This is a genomic window from Phyllobacterium sp. RCAM01083 (genome assembly GCF_055685835.1).
In genome coordinates, this window is record NZ_JBVFZN010000005.1 from 1,017,383 (window position 1) to 1,037,252 (window position 19,870).

Annotated in this window: 14 protein-coding genes; 6 read left to right on the plus strand and 8 right to left on the minus strand. The window is 59.0% G+C overall.

The features are described 5' to 3' along the window. Window positions 1-9: 9 nt before the first annotated feature. The 5 genes from accB to ACZ25R_RS11635 form a co-directional block, all read right to left on the minus strand. On the minus strand, window positions 10-486 hold the full coding sequence (gene accB, locus ACZ25R_RS11615) for an acetyl-CoA carboxylase biotin carboxyl carrier protein (protein WP_346306235.1): 477 nt from the start codon (window positions 484-486) through the stop codon (window positions 10-12). A 38-nt stretch (window positions 487-524) separates the two neighbouring features. After that, window positions 525-968, minus strand: a complete 444-nt coding sequence (gene aroQ, locus ACZ25R_RS11620) for a type II 3-dehydroquinate dehydratase (RefSeq protein ID WP_105732638.1) — start codon at window positions 966-968, stop codon at window positions 525-527. Window positions 969-1,207: 239 nt separating this feature from the next. Further along, window positions 1,208-1,996 (minus strand): DsbA family protein, encoded by a 789-nt coding sequence (locus ACZ25R_RS11625; RefSeq protein ID WP_223613208.1) that lies wholly within the window; start codon window positions 1,994-1,996, stop codon window positions 1,208-1,210. A 52-nt stretch (window positions 1,997-2,048) separates the two neighbouring features. Beyond that, window positions 2,049-3,443: a M48 family metalloprotease gene (locus ACZ25R_RS11630; protein ID WP_403177643.1), complete on the minus strand. Its 1,395-nt coding sequence runs from the start codon at window positions 3,441-3,443 to the stop codon at window positions 2,049-2,051. Between the two features lie 185 nt (window positions 3,444-3,628). Continuing rightward, window positions 3,629-6,550, minus strand: coding sequence for an Rne/Rng family ribonuclease (locus ACZ25R_RS11635; RefSeq protein ID WP_472461074.1), 2,922 nt, complete (start codon window positions 6,548-6,550; stop codon window positions 3,629-3,631). Between the two features lie 767 nt (window positions 6,551-7,317). Between ACZ25R_RS11635 and ACZ25R_RS11640 the strand changes: the two genes are divergently transcribed. The 5 genes from ACZ25R_RS11640 to ACZ25R_RS11660 all read left to right on the plus strand — a co-directional run bounded on the left by ACZ25R_RS11640 (window position 7,318) and on the right by ACZ25R_RS11660 (window position 13,998). Then, window positions 7,318-8,586 (plus strand): N-acetylmuramoyl-L-alanine amidase, encoded by a 1,269-nt coding sequence (locus tag ACZ25R_RS11640; protein ID WP_472461075.1) that lies wholly within the window; start codon window positions 7,318-7,320, stop codon window positions 8,584-8,586. A gap of 289 nt (window positions 8,587-8,875) precedes the next feature. Continuing rightward, a complete protein-coding gene (locus ACZ25R_RS11645) occupies window positions 8,876-11,335 on the plus strand; it encodes a penicillin-binding protein 1A (RefSeq protein ID WP_472461076.1) in 2,460 nt (819 codons plus the stop codon). 113 nt (window positions 11,336-11,448) lie between these two features. Beyond that, window positions 11,449-12,577, plus strand: a protein-coding gene (gene prfB / locus ACZ25R_RS11650) for a peptide chain release factor 2 (RefSeq protein WP_288191627.1) whose coding sequence is annotated in 2 segments (ribosomal slippage) — window positions 11,449-11,517 and window positions 11,519-12,577 — 1,128 coding nt in all. Because the reading frame shifts where the segments join, the coding sequence is not laid out codon by codon here. Between the two features lie 247 nt (window positions 12,578-12,824). Continuing rightward, complete coding sequence (locus tag ACZ25R_RS11655) at window positions 12,825-13,268, plus strand: hypothetical protein (RefSeq protein ID WP_223613214.1); 444 nt, start codon at window positions 12,825-12,827, stop codon at window positions 13,266-13,268. Window positions 13,269-13,431: 163 nt separating this feature from the next. Beyond that, window positions 13,432-13,998 (plus strand): GNAT family N-acetyltransferase, encoded by a 567-nt coding sequence (locus ACZ25R_RS11660; RefSeq protein WP_472461077.1) that lies wholly within the window; start codon window positions 13,432-13,434, stop codon window positions 13,996-13,998. Here the strand turns inward: ACZ25R_RS11660 and ACZ25R_RS11665 are convergent. The 3 genes from ACZ25R_RS11665 to bcp form a co-directional block, all read right to left on the minus strand. Continuing rightward, entirely contained in the window at window positions 13,965-14,288 is a 324-nt protein-coding gene (locus tag ACZ25R_RS11665) for a nucleoside triphosphate pyrophosphohydrolase family protein (protein ID WP_464663261.1), read from the minus strand. The two genes, ACZ25R_RS11660 and ACZ25R_RS11665, sit on opposite strands and share 34 nt — an antisense overlap. An 83-nt stretch (window positions 14,289-14,371) precedes the next feature. Next, the gene (locus ACZ25R_RS11670) at window positions 14,372-15,664 is read right to left on the minus strand and encodes a M23 family metallopeptidase (RefSeq protein ID WP_464660577.1); all 1,293 of its coding nucleotides are present in this window, start codon (window positions 15,662-15,664) and stop codon (window positions 14,372-14,374) included. A 106-nt stretch (window positions 15,665-15,770) separates the two neighbouring features. Then, window positions 15,771-16,238 carry a thioredoxin-dependent thiol peroxidase gene (gene bcp / locus ACZ25R_RS11675; RefSeq protein ID WP_288191625.1) on the minus strand — a complete coding sequence of 156 codons (468 nt, stop codon included), beginning with the start codon at window positions 16,236-16,238 and terminating at the stop codon, window positions 15,771-15,773. Window positions 16,239-16,446: 208 nt separating this feature from the next. Between bcp and ACZ25R_RS11680 the strand changes: the two genes are divergently transcribed. Further along, window positions 16,447-19,785, plus strand: a complete 3,339-nt coding sequence (locus ACZ25R_RS11680) for an RNA-binding protein (RefSeq protein ID WP_472462482.1) — start codon at window positions 16,447-16,449, stop codon at window positions 19,783-19,785. Window positions 19,786-19,870 lie beyond the last annotated feature (85 nt).

Sequence of the window (19,870 nt, forward strand, 5' to 3'; positions counted from 1 at the left end):
GCTCTCGATTTATTCGATCACAACTAGCAATTCGCCGTATTCGACCGGCTGGCTGTCCTCGATGAGAATGGCCGTGACGGTTCCGGCGCGCGGCGATGGAATCTGGTTCATCGTCTTCATGGCCTCGATGATCATCAGTGTCTGGCCTTCCTTGACCTTCGAACCGACTTCGATGAAGGCGCGGGCGCCCGGCGCCGGGGAGAGGTAGGCCGTGCCGACCATCGGCGAGGGAACCGCATTCTTTGACGGATCACCGGCAGGCTTGGCGGCATCGGCCGGTGCCGCGGAGGCGGCTGGGGCAGCGATGGCGGCGGGAGCCTGCGCATAGACGGCCTGCGGTGCTGCAGCCTGCATCGTGATCTGCCGCGATACGCGAATACGCAGGTCGCCCTGTTCGATCTCGATATCGGTAAGATCCGTCTCGTTCAGAATTTCTGCGAGATCGCGGATCATGACCTTGTCGATCCCGTTGTTTCTGCTAGCCATGCTTTTTCAAGCCCCTTATTTCTGTTCGGCAGCCCTTGTTATTGCGGTGCCGCTGCTTTGACGAGTGCGCGCAAGCCCATCACATAGCCATCCACTCCGAAGCCACATATCACCCCTTTGGCCAAAGGGGAAACGTAGGAGTGATGGCGGAATGACTCGCGCGCGTGAATATTGGACAGATGAACTTCCACCAGCGTGACGGCAGCCGCGCGGATGGCATCATGCAATGCGATTGATGTATGCGTATAGGCAGCCGGATTGATCAGGACAGCGGCGTTTTTCTCGCCTGCCTCCTGAATCCACGAGACCAGATCACCCTCATGATTGGACTGGCGGAATTCGATCCCGGCGCCCAGCTTTTCCGCCTCGGCACGGCAGAGAGCCTCGATATCGCTCAACGTGGAAGCGCCATAGATTCCCGGCTCACGCTTTCCCAGCATGTTCAGGTTCGGGCCATTGAGGACAAAGATCAGCTGTTTCATACCATACCGGACATAGTGACGGGTTTCGGAACCCGATGACGGGTCCCATATAGAGCAATGGATAGCCAAATGGAACTAGTTCTCTTTTCCGGATGGCGAAGCAATCCACAAGGAAGGTAGCAGGTCCGATGTTTCTCCACCGGACGAAACTGCCTGACAAAGCGGGTGTTCGCCAGCCGAAAAATCACGCGATTGCCTGTCCGCAAATGGTTTCTGCAGTCATTGGCATGAATGCAGTGCTATTTGTTGCGAATATGGCTGATTTTTTCCGCCAGTGCATCGGCACCGAGGGCACCCGGAACCACCTCGTTGCCGATGATGTAGGACGGTGTGCCATTGATGTTCAGGGCGTTGGCGAGGTCGTAGTTCTGCTGGAAGGCCTGGGCAATATCGGGTGACTTCATCTTTTCGCGGATCGCTTTCTCGTTGCCGCCAAGCTTGACCGCAATCTGCATCGCCGCGTCTTCCGTGGCGCGGCCGTCACGGCCGAGGAGGTCGCGGTGGAATTCCAGATATTTTTCCGGCATCAGGGCCTTGAACGCCTTGGCGACAATGTGGGCCTTGGTGGAGTCAGGTCCCAGAATCGGGAATTCCTTCATCACGAAGCGCAGCTTCGGGTCGCTCTTGAGCAGGGCGTCCATGTCGGGCAGGGCGCGCTTGCAGTAGCCGCAATTGTAGTCGAAGAACTCGACGACGGTGACATCGCCCTTGGGATTGCCGAAGACGGCGTCGAGCGACGAGTTGAACAGCTTGTCGTGGTTCTGGCTGATGACCTGACCCTGCGCCTGCTGCTGCGAGGCTTCCTGCTTGGCGCTGAGTGCCGCCTGCGCTTCAAGCAGCACTTCCGGGTTCTTGATCAGGTAGTCCTTGATAATGGCCTCAACTTCGGCGCGGTTGACGGTGGAGGACATGGCAGGCTGCGGCGTTGCAGCCGTGCTGGTCTGTGCCATGACAGCCTGTTGGCTGAAACCGAGTGCGGCCAGGACCGCGAGGCCTGCGGATGCACTTACCAGAGCGACTTTTTTCATAACGTCATGTCCTTGTTTGTATCGGTGTTGGCAAAAAGCAGGATGATCATGCTCAATTGCGCTTGGAATTGATGATGTCCTGGGCGCGAACCCAGTCCGGCGATCCCTTTGCAAGGGCGCGCTGGGCCCGTATGGCGAAGATCTGTGCGTCCTGGATCTTGCCGGAATAGTATTTTTCCTCAGCTGCCGCGAGATCCGAACGCGGTCCGTCGCCAAGCTGGCCATAGGCCTGCGCCAGATAGCCGTAGCCGTCGGGGAATTCGCGGTCCCGGTCGATCCCGGCCTGAATTTCCTTGATCGAAGCCTTCAGGTTGGCGGGCGTGCCGCTCAGCATCAGCGCGCGGCCATAGGCCATGCGGATCAGGCCCGATTTGCGCGGATCAAGCGTGCTGGCCTTCTGGTAGGCCGCCGCCGCCTCCATCACCTTGTTCTGCTTCAGGAGGATTTCGCCGCGCATTTCGTGAAAGTAGGGGTTCTTCGGCTGCTCGCGGATGAGCGCATCGATCTTTCCGAGTGCTTCCTGCGACGAGCCGTTGAGGTAGGTGGCGATGGCATTGCCATAGCGGGCGCCGATATTGTTCGGGTCCTTGCGGAAGTTCTGCAGCACGCTGGCGCCGCCGCCGGTATAGGCGGCGATCTTGCCGCGCATCAGATCATGACGCTGCTGCAGCGCAGGACTGTCCGTCTTGTCGAAATAGGGGCTGGCGCGGGCGAGCGTTTCCAGATTGGCAATGCGCTCGCGCGGCATGGGATGGCTGATGCGGTAGGGATCGGTGCGCGTGCCGCTGAGCGACAGGGCATTGGAGAAACGCTCGAATGTCGTCAGCATGCCCTTCGCCGATTGCCCGGTATTGGCGAGATAGGTGATTGCCGAGCGATCCGCTGCCATTTCTTCCGTGCGCTGATAGCTGAGCAGGCTGCGCATGGCCATCTCCGTACCGCCCATGGCCACGCCTGTCCCTGCCTGCGCCATGCCGCCTTGCTTGGTCGCGGCCCCCGCAACGGCTGCACCGAGGCCAACCAGCCCGGCAACAACCGCCATGGTCTTGGCGTGCGCCATCTGCTCGCGCAACTGGAACTGGTGCCCGCCCGCCAGGTGCCCGGTTTCATGGGCCAGCACCCCGATGATCTCATTGGGTGTTTCGGCCTGCAGCAGCGCCCCGGTGTTGATGAAAATACGCCGGCCATCCACAAACGCGTTGAAACTGCTGTTGTTGACGAGAACGATGCGAATGGCGCGTTTGCCCAGACCCGCCGTGTTGATGATCGGCGTGGCGTAGTCGGTTACAAGCGCTTCGATTTCAGCATCGCGGACGATGGGAACGTTGGACTGTGCCGCAGCAATGCTCGTCTGGACCAGGCTGACAGCGCCCGCAACGAGAGCCGCGACCGTGCTGCGCGCCATGGCAGTCAACGATTGACGGGAAATGATCTGTCGAACTGTCATCATGGCTTATTCGTATCGAAGTCGGTCTTTGAAGGAAAGAGAAGCAAACCGTGTTCTCTTCTTTGTGAGATGGCGGATTATTCCGGCAAATCTGAGGCCCGGCTTAAGGATAGCTTGGGCCTTGATAAAGAAGAACCGGCAAAGATGCCGGTTCTCCAGTTCAGTTATCCACGCGTTTCTGGCTCTCAGAAGAAACCCTTCTTCTGCCACCAGCCGCGCTTCGGCGATGCTTCGCCGTCCTTCTTGTCCTTGGGAGAGGTGGACGTGACGACTGGCGTGCTGTTTTCCACCTTTGCCGGTTCCGCCTTTGCGGGGGCAGCGGGCTCCGGCTGGATTTCCGCCGGAGCGGCAGCTGGCGCCTCCGCCTCGACCGCCGGTGCAGGCTCGGCAACCGTTTCCTCGGCAACCGCCTTCTTGGCGGTCTTGCGCGGTGCGCGTTTCGGCTTGGCTGGAGCCTCGGCTTCGACGGGCGCAGCCTCGGCTGTGGCTTCTGCGACCGGCTCGGCTTCGGCCTTGGCGCGCGGCTTGCGGCGGGAAGGCTTCTTGGCCGGTGCGTCTTCGGCAACCGCCGGTTCCGCTTCAACCACGATGTCTGCAACGACAACCGTCTCTTCAACCGCAGTCGCCTTGGTTTCAACGGCCGCTGGCTTGCTGAAATCCGGCAGAGGGATGGTCACGAAGACCGGTTCCGCATCGGGCACGGATCTGGCAGCGATCTCCTGATCATCGCCATCTTCCGGACGACGGTTCTTGCGTCCGCCGCGACGGCCGCGCCGGCGCTTCTTGCGGCGTTCGTTCTCTTCCTCGCGGGCTTTGGCTGCTGCTGCATCCTCGCCTTCGACGGCTGGAACATCCGCATCATCACCATCGGTGTCACCGCGCACGGCCTGGCCTGGCTCGCCGGCTGCCGCTTCCTGGCGGTCACGACCGCCGCGCCGCCGCCGCTTGCGCCGGCGTTTGCGGGATGATTCGTCCTGATCGCCCGTGCGGGCGGTTTCACCGGGCTGTGCTTCGCTGTCGGCGTCTTCGTCGATCTCCTCGATCACCGGATCGGTCTCGTCGAAGTCGTCGACAATGCCAAGGGCCGGCGTTTCCGTCAGCGGGACAATCGGACCAAGCGCAATGGAACCCTTGTCGATGGCGAAATGCTGCGCACCCACGCTCTCGTCGGCCTCGATGCTGATCGTCAGGCCAAAACGCGCTTCCAGATCGGCAAGGTTCTGACGCTTGTGGTTGAGCACATAGAGTGCCGTTGCAACCGTGGTGCGAACGATGATGTTGTTCTGCGAATGACGCAGCAGATATTCCTCGATCGAACGCATGACATGCAGTGCGATGGAGGAGGCGGAGCGCACATGGCCGGTGCCGCCGCAATGCGAGCAGATCTGCGTGGTGCTTTCCAGCACGCTGGCGCGGATGCGCTGGCGCGACATTTCCAGCAGGCCGAAGTGGGAAATGCGGCCGACCTGAATGCGGGCGCGATCGTCTTTCAGGCAATCCTTCAGGCGCTTTTCCACCGCACGGTTGTTGCGGTTTTCTTCCATGTCGATGAAGTCGATGACGATCAGACCGGCAAGATCGCGCAACCGCAGCTGGCGCGCGACTTCATCTGCCGCTTCAAGATTCGTCTGCAAGGCCGTATCTTCAATCGAATGTTCGCGTGTCGACCGTCCGGAGTTGACGTCGATCGCCACCAGAGCTTCCGTCTGGTTGATGATGATGTAACCACCGGATTTCAACGTCACCTGCGGCTGCAGCATGCGGTCGAGCTGCGCTTCGATGCCGTTGCGCGCAAAGATCGGCGTCAATTCGCGATAGGGCTGGACCACCTTGGCATGGCTCGGCATGAGCATGCGCATGAAGTCCTTGGCCTCGCGGTAACCGTTTTCACCGGCGACGAGCACTTCCGTGATGTCCTTGTTGTAGAGATCGCGGATGGAGCGCTTGATCAGGCTGCCTTCCTCATAGACGAGGGTCGGCGCGCTGGAGGCGAGGGTGAGGCTGCGGACATTTTCCCACAGGCGCATCAGATATTCGTAATCGCGCTTCACTTCCGGCTTGGTGCGCATCGCACCGGCCGTGCGCAGGATCACACCCATGCCCTTGGGCACTTCGAGATCCTTGACGATATCCTTCAGGCGCTTGCGGTCCTGGATGCTGGTGATCTTGCGCGAAATGCCGCCGCCACGGGCGGTGTTCGGCATCAGGACCGAATAGCGGCCGGCGAGCGAGAGATATGTGGTCAGGGCCGCGCCCTTGTTGCCGCGTTCTTCCTTGACAACCTGAACCAGCAGGATCTGCCGGCGCTTGATCACGTCCTGGATGTTGTACTGGCGGCGCTGGAAGCGCTGATGCGTCGGAACTTCTTCCATGGCATCTTCGGCACCGATGGAATCGACTTCGTCGAGCTCGTCATGCGGCTCTTCCTTGTCGTCCTGCGACCGGCGCTTCGACCGGCGCGGCTGGTGGTCGCCGTCGTCAGCCCTTTCAGCGGCATCCGTGGCAGCGTCAGCCGCATCGTTGGTGTCAACGACAACGGCTTCCGAAATGACATCGGCATCGATGGCGGCGGCAAGTGTCTGCCCGCCATTGTTTTCGGAAGAGGGGTTTTCATCCGATGCAGCCTGCTCCGATGATTCGTGGCTGTCGCCAGCTTCATCGGTGGCAGCATTCTCGTCATCCGCCGAATCGAGCTTGACCGATTCGTCGCCCTGGCGCGTGCCGCGACGGCTGCGGCGGCGATTGCGCTGTCCGCGATCGTTGCGATCGCGGGTGCGCTGCTCGCCGGCTGCTTCCTCGTGGTCTTCGTCCTGGCTGGCTGCCTCGGCTTCCGCGTCGATCAGGGCCTGACGATCCGCCATCGGAATCTGATAGTAGTCAGGATGGATTTCGCTGAACGCGAGAAAGCCATGGCGATTGCCGCCATATTCAACGAAAGCTGCCTGAAGCGATGGTTCTACACGTGTGACACGCGCGAGATAGATATTGCCTTTGATCTGTTTCTTGTGTTCCGACTCAAAGTCAAATTCTTCAATCCGGTTGCCGCGAACCACGACAACGCGCGTTTCCTCCTGGTGGGAGGCGTCGATTAGCATTTTGTCCGACATTATGATTCTTCTCCCCGGCTGAAACGCTCAAAACGCGGGACAACCGGGACGCCCATAGGGGTGCCGGAGCCGCGGTTTCACATTTGCCGGATATATTAAGGTTCGCAGAAACAGACAGACACGGCATCACGCGGTGTTGCTTTTCAGCACCCGCGGCTTTCAAGCCGGTAATAGTCACGCCTGTGTCAAACATTTCTGTTCCTGACGAAACGACCTCTACGAATGGCATGCTCTGAAGCATTGCCGACCCGTTACTGCGCCGTGCGTCTTTTCGGACGCACAGAGGCGCAGTAACAACTAAGATTGCGCATAATCCTTATCCAAAAATCGAAAATGATCTTTGGGGTTATGCGGTAACACCCTCGAAAGGGCTGGCTCGACGCGCCTTGTCTGCGCCATCTGCCGTTCACACAAAGCGCAGCCGACATTCCCTGTCTGCTCACGCCAAATTCTTTTCCGGTTACCACAGCGATGCTTCGCTTCTGCCACTCCGTGTCTCTGCCTTCAGTGTCAGCCGGCCAATTGCCGTGACATAGCGAGCATGATTCCGGATGGCGGAAAGTAACCCACCTTTGCTTTTAGGAGGTGTGTCGCGTTATGACAAGGCCTTCTTCATAATCGTGTCATCGCTATGGCACAGAAGTGGCGGTCACGATAACAGCGGGATAACGGGGATAGGCGGTTAATAAGATTAAATTAACCACGACGAGTTACCTATCATTCACATATAATGTGGCTCCGTCTGATACGAAATAGCACCAGAGGGGATGATTGCCCGGCACGCGCCGGCGTCCATCTGCAATGACATGAATGTGATCTGCCGGTTTTTGGTAACAGTCTTTCTGGTCTCGGTTGCTGTCGCGCAATCCGGCCAGGGCGCGTTTGCGGCCGATGAACTGGCGGCGCTGACCTATCAGGCGGCTGGCGACGAACTGCGCACCCGCGTCGTGATCAATTTCGACCATGAGCCTGAGGTGTCGACGCTGCTGCTGGGCGAGCCGCATCGCCTGGTGATCGATTTGCCGAAAGCCGTCTTTGCCTTTGACAAGAAATCGCTGGAGCCGCGCGGACTGATCGACAATGTGCGTTACGGGATGATCAGCGATGCCCGTTCGCGGCTGATCTTTACCATGAAGGGCCCGTTCAGCGTCGAACGCGTCGATGTGCTCAAGAATGACAACAGTCCGGGCTATCGCCTTGTTGCCGATCTTGTCGCCTCGTCGGACCGGCAGTTCGCCGATGTCCTCAAAAACCAGAATGCACCCACCGCATCCACGCAGGTTGGCCCCAAGGGCGACCGCGTTGCCAGTGCGGCGCCGGTGGAAGTCAGCAAGGCGCCCAAGCCGTTTACCGTTGTCGTGGATGCGGGGCATGGCGGCATAGACAGCGGTGCGGAAAGCACCGGCGGCATCATGGAAAAAGATGTCACCCTGATGTTCGCACGCGAGCTGCGCGATCAGCTGAGCAAGATTCCCGGCCTGCGGATCGAGATGACGCGTGACAGCGACGAATTCCTGCGCCTGCCGGAACGCGTGCGCATCGCCCGGCAATATGAGGCTGATCTGTTCATCTCGGTGCACGCCGATACGATCAACCAGCGCAACATTCGCGGCGCGACGGTCTATACGGTCTCCGACAAGGCGTCCGATGCCGCATCGCGCGCCATGGCCGACCGCGAAAACAAGGCCGATGCGGTGGCGGGCGTTGCCTTTGACAATGAGACGCCGGAAATTGCCGATATTCTCATGGATCTGACCCGGCGCGAGACGCATACATTCTCGCTCAGTTTCGCCAAGGGCGTGGTGCGGGCCCTTAAGGGCGATGTGAACATGATCAACAATCCGCACCGTTTCGCCGGGTTCCAGGTGTTGCGGGCACCGGATGTGCCGTCCGTGCTGGTTGAAATCGGCTATTTGTCCAATGACGAAGACGCAAAACTGATGCTCGACCCGGCATGGCGGACCCATGTGGCTGAACGGCTTGCTGCAGCCGTTGGCGAATTTTCAGGAAAAAAGACAGCAGGCGCATCGAATTGACAGTTTCCGACAGCGTTTATGCAACGATTGACCATCAGACAGTTCGCGGAGCCTAATATACTTGTCTGTGCGTTGCCGAAACTCCACAATTGGTATTTAAATTGTGCGCAGAACCGGGTTGTCCTTGCCTTTGTCACATTTGTCGCTCAATTGCGTCACTGAATTTGCCGGGCGTTGTGTATTCCGGTTGGAGTACCGGGAAACTGCTTCCCGGAGTGCGATTTGCATTGACCAAGATCGTGCATCGATTATCGACATGCCAAATGGATGAAACGGGTTCCGGATACAAATGATACGCTTGATCGGATATTTTTTCGGAATCGGTACCGTCGTCGCGCTGCTGGCCGCGGGCGGTGCAGCGCTCTATGTGGTCAAAGTATCCAAAGACCTGCCCGATTATGAAGTTCTGGCCAAATACGAGCCGCCTGTCATGACGCGCATTCACGCGTCCGATGGAGCGCTGATGGCCGAGTTCGCCCGGCAGCGCCGCCTCTATCTGCCGATCCAGGCCATTCCGGACCGGGTGAAGGCCGCCTTCGTGTCGGCGGAAGATAAGAACTTCTATCAGCATCCGGGTATCGACATCAGCGGTCTTGCCCGCGCCGTTATCGTCAACGTGCAGAATTGGGGCTCGCGCCGCCCGGTTGGTGCGTCCACCATCACCCAGCAGGTGGCAAAGAACTTCCTCCTGTCGTCCGACCAGACGATGGGCCGCAAGGTGAAGGAAGCCATCCTGTCCTTCCGCATCGAGCAGGCCTATTCGAAGGACCGCATTCTCGAACTTTACCTCAACGAAATTTTCTTCGGTCTCAATTCCTACGGTATCGCCGGTGCGGCGCTGACCTATTACAACAAGTCGGTCAATGAGCTTACCATCGCCGAGGCGGCCTATCTGGCGGCGCTGCCCAAGGGACCGTCCAATTATCATCCGTTCCGCCAGACGGAGCGGGCGCTCGAACGCCGCAACTGGGTGATCGACCGCATGGCCGAGAACGGCTACATCACGACGGACGAAGCCAAAACGGCCAAGACCGAACCGCTCGGTGTTACGCCGCGCCATACCGGCAACTACCTGTTCGCGTCTGAATATTTCACGGAAGAGGTCCGTCGCCAGATCATCGGCAAGTATGGTGAAAACGCGCTCTATGAGGGCGGGTTGTCCGTGCGCACCACACTTGACCCCAAGATGCAGGTGCAGGCCCGCGCCGCCCTGCAGCACGGGCTGTTCAAGTATGACGAGGCCAAGGGCTATCGCGGTCCGTACAAGACGATTTCCACCATCGGCGACTGGGGTATTCCTCTGGCCGAGATCAAGCCATTTTCCGATGTTCCGGACTGGCAGCTCGCGGTCATTCTCGAGGTGACGCCGACACAGGCCGTCATTGGCCTGCAGCCCGAGCGCAACGATGCCAACAGCCTGGTTACCGCGCGCAAGAAGGGCACGATTGCCGCTGCCGATATCAAATGGGCCATGAATCTCTACAAGGATGGCAGGCGCACGTCGGTGAAATCACTGGAGGGCGTGTTCAAGCCCGGTGACGTGGTGTTCGTGCAGAAGAAGGAAGGCAGCGATACGGCCTTCGATCTGCACCAGGTGCCGGGAATCGAAGGCGCGATGGTTGCCATGGATCCGCATACCGGCCGTGTGCTCGCGATGGTCGGCGGCTTCTCCTTCGCCGAATCGGAATTCAACCGCGCCACGCAGGCCATGCGCCAGCCGGGTTCCTCCTTCAAGCCGTTCGTCTATTCGGCCGCGCTGGACAATGGCTACACCCCGGCATCGGTGGTGCTGGATGGCCCGATCTCGATCGACCAGGGCGGCAGTCTCGGCATTTGGGCACCGAAGAATTATGGCGGCAAGTTTGCCGGCCCGTCCACCCTGCGCTACGGCATCGAGCAGTCGCGCAACCTGATGACGGTGCGTCTGGCGCAGGACATGGGCATGAAGCTCGTTGCCGAATATGCCGAACGGTTCGGCATCTATGACAAGATGCTGCCGGTTCTGGCCATGGCGCTCGGGTCGGGCGAAACCACCGTGATGCGCATGGTGACGGGCTATTCGATCATCGCCAATGGCGGACGCAAGATCACGCCATCGATCATCGACCGCGTGCAGGACCGTTACGGCAAGACCATTTTCAAGCACGATGAGCGCAAATGCGACAACTGCTCTGCCGAGGACTGGAAGAACCAGCCGGAGCCGGAGCTGGTCGACGACCGCGATCAGGTGCTCGATCCGATGACCGCCTATCAGATCACGTCGATGATGGAAGGCGTCATCCAGCGCGGTACGGCAACCATCCTGAAGAGCCTCAACCGTCCGATCGCCGGCAAGACCGGTACGACGAACGACGAGAAGGACGCCTGGTTCATCGGCTTCACGCCGGACCTCGTTGTCGGCCTCTATCTCGGCTACGACACGCCGACGCCCATGGGCCATGGCGGCACCGGCGGCGGCCTTGCGACCCCGGTCTTCAAGGATTTCATGGATGCTGCCTTGAAGGGCCAGCGTTCGGTTGACTTCCGTGTGCCGGAAGGCATGACCGTTGTGGCGATTGACCGCAAGACCGGCATGCGCGCCACCGAAGGCCAGCCGAATGTGATCATGGAAGCCTTCAAGCCGGGCACAGGCCCTGCGGACAGCTATTCCGTCATTGGCGCGAATTCCTTCTCCGAAGGCGCGCCCATGGAGGTGCAGTCTCCGAACGTCAACAGGGTCATTCAGGGCGGCGGCGGCGGACTTTTCTGACCGATCGAGCCGGTGAACTTTCGTAAAGTCTGAAGACTTTACATCGCGCGGACCAGTGAATATGGTCCGCCGCAATTCGAAAACAATGAAAAAGCAGAAGGAACGGACAGCCAATGCGCGCTGAAATCGAGACGCTGGTCGACGAGATCAAGCAGGCCATAAGCCTGCTGAGGAGGCATCTTTGACTGGGATACGTCAATCAAACGCCTTGGCTATCTGAACCAGCTTGCCGAAGATCCCGCACTGTGGAATGACGCGCAGGAAGCCCAGAAGCTCATGCGCGAGCGCCAGCAGCTGGAAGACGGTATCAACTCCATCCGCACGCTCAGCCAGTCGCTCGAAGACAATATCGAGCTGATCGCCATGGGCGACGAAGAGGGCGACAAGTCCATCGTCACCGAGGCGGAAGAAGCCATTCGCGCCATCAAGGTGGAAGTGGACCGGCGCCAGATCGATACGCTGCTGTCGGGCGAAGCCGACGCCAATGACACCTATGTCGAAGTGCATTCGGGCGCAGGCGGCACGGAAAGCCAGGACTGGGCATCGATGCTGCTGCGCATGTACACGCGCTGGGCCGACCGCAAGGGCATGAAGGTGGAGCTGCTCGAAATCCACGACGGCGAAGAAGCGGGCATCAAGTCGGCCACCATCCTGATCAAGGGCCACAATGCCTATGGTCTGATGAAGACCGAATCGGGCGTGCACCGGCTGGTGCGCATCTCGCCGTACGATTCCAATGCGCGGCGCCATACATCCTTCTCCAGCATCTGGGTCTATCCCGTCGTCGATGACAATATCGAGATTGCGGTGACGGAATCGGATGTGCGCATCGATACCTATCGCGCGTCGGGTGCCGGCGGTCAGCACGTCAACACGACTGACTCGGCGGTGCGCATCACGCATATCGCAACCGGTATCGTCGTGCAGTGCCAGGCGGAACGCTCGCAGCACAAGAACCGTGCCACGGCATGGTCGATGCTGCGCGCGCGGCTCTACGAAGCGGAACTGGAAAAGCGCGAGCAGGCGGCCGATGCCATCTCCGCCTCCAAGACCGATATCGGCTGGGGCCACCAGATCCGCTCCTACGTCCTGCAGCCCTATCAGCTGGTCAAGGATTTGCGTACCGGCGTCGAAAGCACCAGCCCGCAGGATGTGCTCGACGGCGACGTCGACATGTTCATGGAAGCGGCTCTCGCGCACCGCGTGCACGGCAGCGATGTGGAAGTGCAGGATATCGCCTAAGTCCAGGCGCGTATTGTCTGAACAAAAATCCCCGGCTGGAGATGTCCTGCCGGGGATTTTTTATGGGCCAACCAATTTTTCCCGATATTTTGTTCAGGTTATTTGTTTCGAAATCTTTCTTCAGGTTTTGAAAATATTTGTATAATTTCGATTTGAGTTTTAATTACAATAATTTGGATATTGCTGTTGAGTATCTTCCTATATAGCTTCGCCGCGTCCGGGGTGGACTGTATTACTTGGGGGGAATATGAAACGGATTGCTGTCGGTCTTATGTCGTTGTTTGTCACCGCATGTGCGACAACGAGCGAAATGCCATTGGCACAGAATATGGTGCGGCTTGACACGCAGGCAAGCGGACTGCTGTTTGTAGGCAGTGCTCCCGCCATAACCATGAAGAAGGCCGCTGAAGCGACCTTAAGACGGGGGTATACCCATTTCCGCTTGGAACAAGCTTCAACGTCACAAGGTGAAAGACTAGCCGGAATACAGACTTGGGGTTCGGGCACCGCCAACGCAAATCTGTACGGCAACACCGCCTATGGCACCTACACGAGACAGGGATTTGCAACACCAGTCTATGCGCCAACGGCAAATGTTGGGGTTACCGTCGTTATGTTTCGAGCGAAAGAAGCAGGTGCACGTGGCGCATTTGACGCCAATGATGTTCTGAAAAAGCAAGGTAAGTTGTAGGGCAAACTTTGCAGTACAAAACCCGCTATCTGCGGGTTTTGTACTTTCAGGGCGTGAATACGAGACGTGGCGACAGTCAGGTTGCTCATAGCTACCGGATAGCAACGATGAAACTGTCACGGACCTTTGGTAGGAACCGGGTGAACAAGCCGGGACAGACTTCGTGATCACTTTTGACAACGTACATCTGCGCGCCTTCCGATACGATGAGGTTGAAACGCTGCGGGCCATCGAACGGGTCGCCCGCTCGCGCTATGCACAACTCGACGGTTTTGCAGCCGTCGTGCAGGCGCCGCCGATAGCGCCGGAACGCTTTCTAAGCGGGGAGACCGTGGTCGCTGAAGCCACTGGCAAAGCTTGCGGGTATGTGTTGATGCAGCCGCTCGATGGAATGATGTACATTGCCAACATCATGGTCGAGCCTGCGGCCTCCGGCAGAGGCGTGGGAGCAGGGCTCTTGGCGGCGGTTCACAGCCGAGCAATGGAACTGAACCTTTCCGGAATCGCGCTCACAACGTTTAAATCGCCCCGCTGGAATGGTCCGTGGTTTCGCAAGGCTGGTTTTATATCCATGCCAGACGACCGGATCGGGGATGGATTAACCGCGATCCTTTCGCGCCATGCCACGTTTCTGGACATGAGCAAGCGCGAGACGCTGTGGAAGAAGCTTGGCGACAAACATCCGGGCGGCTTGGCTCAATCCCTGCCGTCTGCTTTGTCCCAAGGATAAAACTGCCATTTTCGTTTGATCGCGGCGTGCAGGTCGAGCCCGTTCTGATCGGTAAAGAGGATGATATGGCCGAACAGATCAGCAGCTTCATCGGCAAGGTCCTGCCGGAGTTCTGCTTCTGATCGGCCCTTGTGTCGCGCACGCCCGTGGAGCCTGTTCCAGACCTGGGTCAGTTCGCCGATTTCCTCGTGCATCTTGAGAACGAACCAGTCGCGGTCTCTCTTGATGCCATTCAACTCCGCATAGCTTGCGGACGCTCTTTCAAATTGCGCTGCCAGTGATCGAAGCATCATTTTCCTCATCGTAGACGTATATGTTCACGATATGTTCGATGCTTTTCCATGTCAATTTTGAAAACTCAAAGCAGGCGATTTTAAAGTTCCGCGGCGACCTCGCGGCCGATGGTCAGGAAACCCGCAGGATTGACGGCGCTGCCGTTCCGGCGCACCTCGTAATGGAGATGCGGGCCGGTCGAGCGCCCGGTGCTGCCGACCTTGCCGACGACGTCGCCGATCTTGATTTTCTGGCCGGGGGTGACGAGAATCTGGCTCATATGGCCGTAGCGCGTGGAGAGGCCGTTGCCGTGGTCGACCTCCACCATATTGCCGTAGCCGCCATTGTAGCCCGCTTCGGTGACCGTGCCGTTGGCTGTGGCGCGCACCGACGAGCCGCTCATGGCGCGAAAATCGATGCCGGAGTGAAACGCCATCGAGCCGATGATCGGGTCCTTGCGCACGCCGAACGTGCTGGAAACCGGCATGCCGGGGACCGGATTGGAGATCGGGATGGATTTGGCAAGGGCCTTGGCGCCTTCCAGCCGTTCGAGCGCCTGATCAAGATCGTTCAGCTTGGCGTCAAAAGGGGCAATGCTGCCGGCGGGAATGAACGGGCCGCCCGTATCCGACTTTTCATCCAGAACGGGTTTCACCCCGGTTGCGGCAAGCGCTTCCATGATCTTGTCGGCATTCTCGTAGGCGGTATTGGACAGCGCCTGCATCTGGGCGATCTGTTTGGTCTCGATATCCGTCAGCGATGTATTGACCGATTTCAGCAGCAGTTCGGCCTTGTCGACACTCTTGCGCGGCTTGTCATCGCGCGGTGCCGGTTTGCGGGTCACGCTGGTCGGACCGGTGATGATCGGATCGATGCCATAGAAAGCGTCATCATCGTTCGACTTGACGATATCCTGGCCGTTGCTGTCCATCGGCGCATTGCTGTCCGCCTCGGGCGGAATGGCAGCGCCGGCATGTTCTGCCCGCTGCAGCATGGGCGCAAGCTTGGCGTGGCGTTCGGTAAGGGACTTCTGCCGCTGGATGAGTTCGGCGACCTTGCCTTCCATCGCCTGCTGGTCGAGCAGCTGGCGGCTGGTGACCTGGTCGAGCTGGGTGCGCAGGCTGGCGATGCGGTCTTCATAGGCCTGTTGCAGCCGGGCCTGACGCGCGACGCTGCCATTGATCAGGTCGTCGCGGAAAACCAGATAGGAGGTGGCAATGAGGTAGGTGCCGGCCAGCGCAAAGGCCAGTGTGCCGCCAAGAATGGCGGCCCAGGGGCGCAGGGTGAAATGACGGATCGTTTCGCCCCGCGCGATGATGATCGTGTGGGGTTCCTGCTGGTTGCTGAAGATGGGGGAGTGTTTTGCCTTCTTCATGGCCGCTTCGCTCGTCATTTTGCAGCTTCAATTTATAGAAGGCATTACACCCCGTTATGGTTAACAAATCCTGACGGAGCGCCGATTTTCCATCAATTTCAGGTAGAAAGCGGTTGAGTTCGGTCTAGAGAGCCCTGGTTGCTTCGAGAACTTCGGCCGCGTGATTGGGAACCTTCACCTTGTTCCATATTTTTGCGATCCTGCCGTTCGAATCGATCAGGAAGGTGGTGCGTTCAACGCCCATATATTTGCGGCCGTACATGCTTTTTTCGGCCCACACGCCATAGGCTTCCAGAATGGTCTTCTGCTCGTCGGCGACGAGATCCACCTTGAGATCGTACTTCGTCTTGAACTTGTCGTGCTTCTTGGTCGGATCGGGCGACATGCCGATGACCTTGGCTCCCAGTTTGTCGAATTCAGGTTTCAGCCCGGAAAACTCGATGGCTTCCTGGGTGCAGCCGCTCGTATCGTCCTTGGGATAGAAATAGAGAACGACCGGTTTCCCGCGCAATTCAGCCAGGGAAAGCGTTCCGCCGCCATCGCGGGGAAGGGTGAAATCCGGGGCGGAACTGCCGATATCGAGCGTTGTCATAGGAAAGCCTTTCTTTCATCATTGAATGCGCGCCTCAGTTAGGCAACTATAAGAGAGGCACGGGAATCGTCTACGGTTTCCCACATGATTCCTCAATTGGCTTGGGAATTTGACAGAGAAACCGAAAAGAGTCCGTTTTACAAAGCGGGACTTTCTAAAATTTCATCATTACCCCTCTGCGGTCGAGCAAGGCGAGGTGCCCGTGGCCATGCCCGCGCGCCGCTCGCGGTTTCGTTTCGCCTGCGGGGCACTTGCGTCATTCCTGATTCTCCTTGTGGTTCTGGCCGGAATAGCTTTTGTCGTCCTGCGGGTGGGTATCGGCGGCGAGGCCCTGACCCAGCGCGCGCAGACCGCGCTCAAATCCGTTGTCGGTCCCGATACCGATGCGACGATCCAGTCGGCGCAAATTTCCCTCGACCAGCGCAAGCACGTCGCGCTTGAGGCGCGCAACGTCAATATTTCGGACGTCAAGCGCGGGGTGGAGATCAAGAACATCCGTTCCGTGCGCATCGGTCTCGCCACCCTGCCGCTGCTGCAGGGCGACGTCAAAGTGCAGAGCCTCGAACTCACCGGCGCGCAGATCACGGTTGGTGCCAGTCAGGAGCCGTTCGACTTCATGTCGATCCTGCCGCAGGATGATCGCGGCCTGGTCAACCTCGACGGCGTGTCCCAACTCATTTTCACCGGATTGCAAAATGCCGTTTCGCTGCTGGATCAGCGGGAAACCCGTGACATCACGGTTGCCGATACACGCTTTGATTTCACCGTTGCGGGCCGGCCGGAAAACCTGCGCATCATCCATCTGGAACTGACGGAAACCGGCGGCCCCGTTGCCATCAAGGGCACGGTGGAATGGCGGGGAAAGGTCATCGACGTCTCGGCACAGGTCAAGCGCGCGGCCCTTGGCGCCAGGATTGATTCGTTCTCTTTGGCGATCAGCAGGATCCCGCTGATCGGCAAACAGGGCGAAGCACCTGTTCCCGATGCCGATGGCATAAAGCCGGATACATCCTATCTCGCCTATAACAATGAAGCTGAAATCCGGCTGGACGGGGTTGCGGGGGCGGACACCATACCCATGCGGATTTCCGGTTCGCTCAATGTGAGCGAAGGACCGGTGAGCATCGGCAATGTGGAGGATATGGGTGCCGGTGCCCAGATCAATTTCGAGCATGTTTTCGGTACGGAAAAGGTCGAGATTACGCCGTCAGCCATCCATTTCGGCGGTTTCAAAGGGGTTGTCGAGGGGGCGGTCGGACCCGAACCGCTGCCGGAGGACGCGACGGCTGTCGCAGCCGTTGCCAATCCCGGCTATCGTTTTGAACTGATCACGCAGGAAGCCGTTTCCGCTCCGGCGGATTCGAGCGAGCCGCCGCTCGCCTTCAATGCCCGCATTGCCGGCCGGTTTGCGCCTGGGGAGGCCAAGCTGGACATTTCCGAGATTGCCGTGCGCGCCGATGGCGAAAGCGAACTTTACGGGCAGGGCAGTGTGGTGTTCGGCAAGGGTTCGCCAGCCATGACATTGGCGCTGCGTATACCGAAAATGCCCACCGCACAGGTGAAGCAGCTCTGGCCGATCTGGGTGGCGACCGGCGCGCGCCGCTGGGTGCTCGACAATCTGTTCGGCGGCGATGTCAGGGACAGCCGGGTGGATGTGATGTTTGCCGCCGGCCGTTTCGACGGTCCGGGCAAGCCGCCACCGCTGACGGCGGACGAAGTGCAGGTCGATTTCAATGTGCAGAACACGCGTTTCGATATTGTCGGCGATCTGCCGCCCATTCGCGATGCGGATGGTGCAATCAGCGTGCGCGGCGCCTATACCACGATCAAATTGCTGAAGGGCTCGGCGTTTACGCCCGGCAACCGGGAAGCGCATATTGTGGACGGCACGCTGATCATCCCGTGGGGCCCGCAGCGTCCGGTGCTGTCGGAGCTTGATCTGAATATTGCCGGCGACGCCTCGGCCATTGCCGAAATCGCCGGTTTCAAACCGATCAATGCGGTGAAAGGCGTGCCCTTTGCACCGGCTGATATCAGCGGCGATGTGAAAACCCATGTCCTCGTGACATTTCCGGTCACCCGTCATGCACCGGAGGGAAGCCTGCAATGGTCGGCGGAGATCGCCCTGAACGGCGTCAACCTTGCCAAAAAGGTCGATGGCCAGACCATTACCAATGCCAACGGGACGCTGAACGTCAACGACACTGAGGCGAATATCGATGTCAAAGCGCAGCTGAATGGCGTGCCGGCCGATATCACCATGTTCGAGCCGCTCGGCAGCAATCCGGCCAAGCGCAAACAGTCGGTTTCCCTGCAGCTGGACGACAAGACGCGCAACACGCTGTTCCCAAGTCTCGATCCGTTCATATCCGGCCCGATCAGCATCAATATCGACAAGTCGGCGGATGGTTCGCAGGTCGCTGTCGCGGATTTGTCCAAGGCCGAGGTCAAGCTGGCGCAACTCGGCTGGACCAAGGGCGCAGGGGTGAAGGCCACCGCCAAATTCGGCCTGCAGCAGGATGCGGACAATATCAGCATCCGCAATCTCGATATCGCCGGAGAGACGTTCCGGCTGCGCGGGGACATCTCCGTGGTCAAGGGCGATCTGGTGTCCGCCGATTTCAGCCAGGTCAGTCTCAACCGGACGGATGACATCGCCGTCAAAATATCACGCACCGGCTATGGCTACCGGGCCGACGTGAAGGGGAAATCCTTCGATGCGCGTTCGCTGCTCAACCAGGTGACCGACAAGAAGCAGGCAGGCGACAGCAATGACAAGAAGCGCATTCTGGTCAATGCCGATATCGACGATGTCCAGGGCTTCTATTCCGAAAGTTTCGGCAATGTCTCGCTGTCCTATGAGGGCGTCGGTTCGCATGTCTCGGGCCTTGCCTTCAACGCCGTGACCAAATCCGGCCAGAAAGTGATCGCAACGGACAGTTCGGAAAGCGGTGCCCGTTCCGTCAGCCTGCAGTCGAAGGATGCGGGTGCGGTCCTGCGTTTCACCGGCTTTTATGACAAGATGCAGGGCGGCAGCATTCTTGTCGCACTGGATTCGAAGGGGGATGGCCCCTTGCGCGGGCAGATCGATGCACGCGACTTCACCCTCGTCAACGAGCCCAGGCTGGCCAGTCTCGTGTCATCGTCGCCGAATGGCACGAGCCTCAACGATGCGGTGAAAAAGAACATCGATGTGTCGGTGGTGACCTTCGAGCGCGGCTTTTCGCAAATCGAGAAGGGCAAGAACTACATCAATCTTGCCAATGGCGTGGTCCGCGGTTCGACCATCGGTACCACCTTCCAGGGCGTGCTCAGCGATCCCCAGGGCAACATGGCACTGACGGGCACCTTCATGCCCGCCTATGGCATCAACCGCATCTTTGGCGAATTGCCCGTCCTCGGCCTTCTGCTTGGCAATGGACGGGATCGCGGCCTGATCGGCATCACCTACAAGTTGCAGGGGCCGATCAAGCAGCCGCAGATCATCGTCAATCCGATTTCGGTGATCGCACCGGGTATTTTCCGGTCGATTTTCGAGTTTCAGTGAGAAGTGCTAAGCAAAACCATTGTGCGTGGTTCGACAAGCTCACCATGAGGGAAGTGGTTTGGTGCAGGTCAATCACAAACGCTGC

Bases quoted from the DNA above. Each gene is read 5' to 3' on its own strand.
- ACZ25R_RS11625 (WP_223613208.1), bottom strand. From the start codon at position 1,996: ATGAAAAAAGTCGCTCTGGTAAGTGCATCCGCAGGCCTCGCGGTCCTG.
- ACZ25R_RS11635 (WP_472461074.1), bottom strand. From the start codon at position 6,550: ATGTCGGACAAAATGCTAATCGACGCCTCCCACCAGGAGGAAACGCGC.
- aroQ (WP_105732638.1), bottom strand. From the start codon at position 968: ATGAAACAGCTGATCTTTGTCCTCAATGGCCCGAACCTGAACATGCTG.
- accB (WP_346306235.1), bottom strand. From the start codon at position 486: ATGGCTAGCAGAAACAACGGGATCGACAAGGTCATGATCCGCGATCTC.
- ACZ25R_RS11655 (WP_223613214.1), top strand. From the start codon at position 12,825: ATGAAACGGATTGCTGTCGGTCTTATGTCGTTGTTTGTCACCGCATGT.
- ACZ25R_RS11680 (WP_472462482.1), top strand. From the start codon at position 16,447: ATGCCCGCGCGCCGCTCGCGGTTTCGTTTCGCCTGCGGGGCACTTGCG.
- ACZ25R_RS11665 (WP_464663261.1), bottom strand. From the start codon at position 14,288: ATGCTTCGATCACTGGCAGCGCAATTTGAAAGAGCGTCCGCAAGCTAT.
- ACZ25R_RS11640 (WP_472461075.1), top strand. From the start codon at position 7,318: ATGATTGCCCGGCACGCGCCGGCGTCCATCTGCAATGACATGAATGTG.
- ACZ25R_RS11630 (WP_403177643.1), bottom strand. From the start codon at position 3,443: ATGACAGTTCGACAGATCATTTCCCGTCAATCGTTGACTGCCATGGCG.
- ACZ25R_RS11645 (WP_472461076.1), top strand. From the start codon at position 8,876: ATGATACGCTTGATCGGATATTTTTTCGGAATCGGTACCGTCGTCGCG.
- ACZ25R_RS11670 (WP_464660577.1), bottom strand. From the start codon at position 15,664: ATGACGAGCGAAGCGGCCATGAAGAAGGCAAAACACTCCCCCATCTTC.
- bcp (WP_288191625.1), bottom strand. From the start codon at position 16,238: ATGACAACGCTCGATATCGGCAGTTCCGCCCCGGATTTCACCCTTCCC.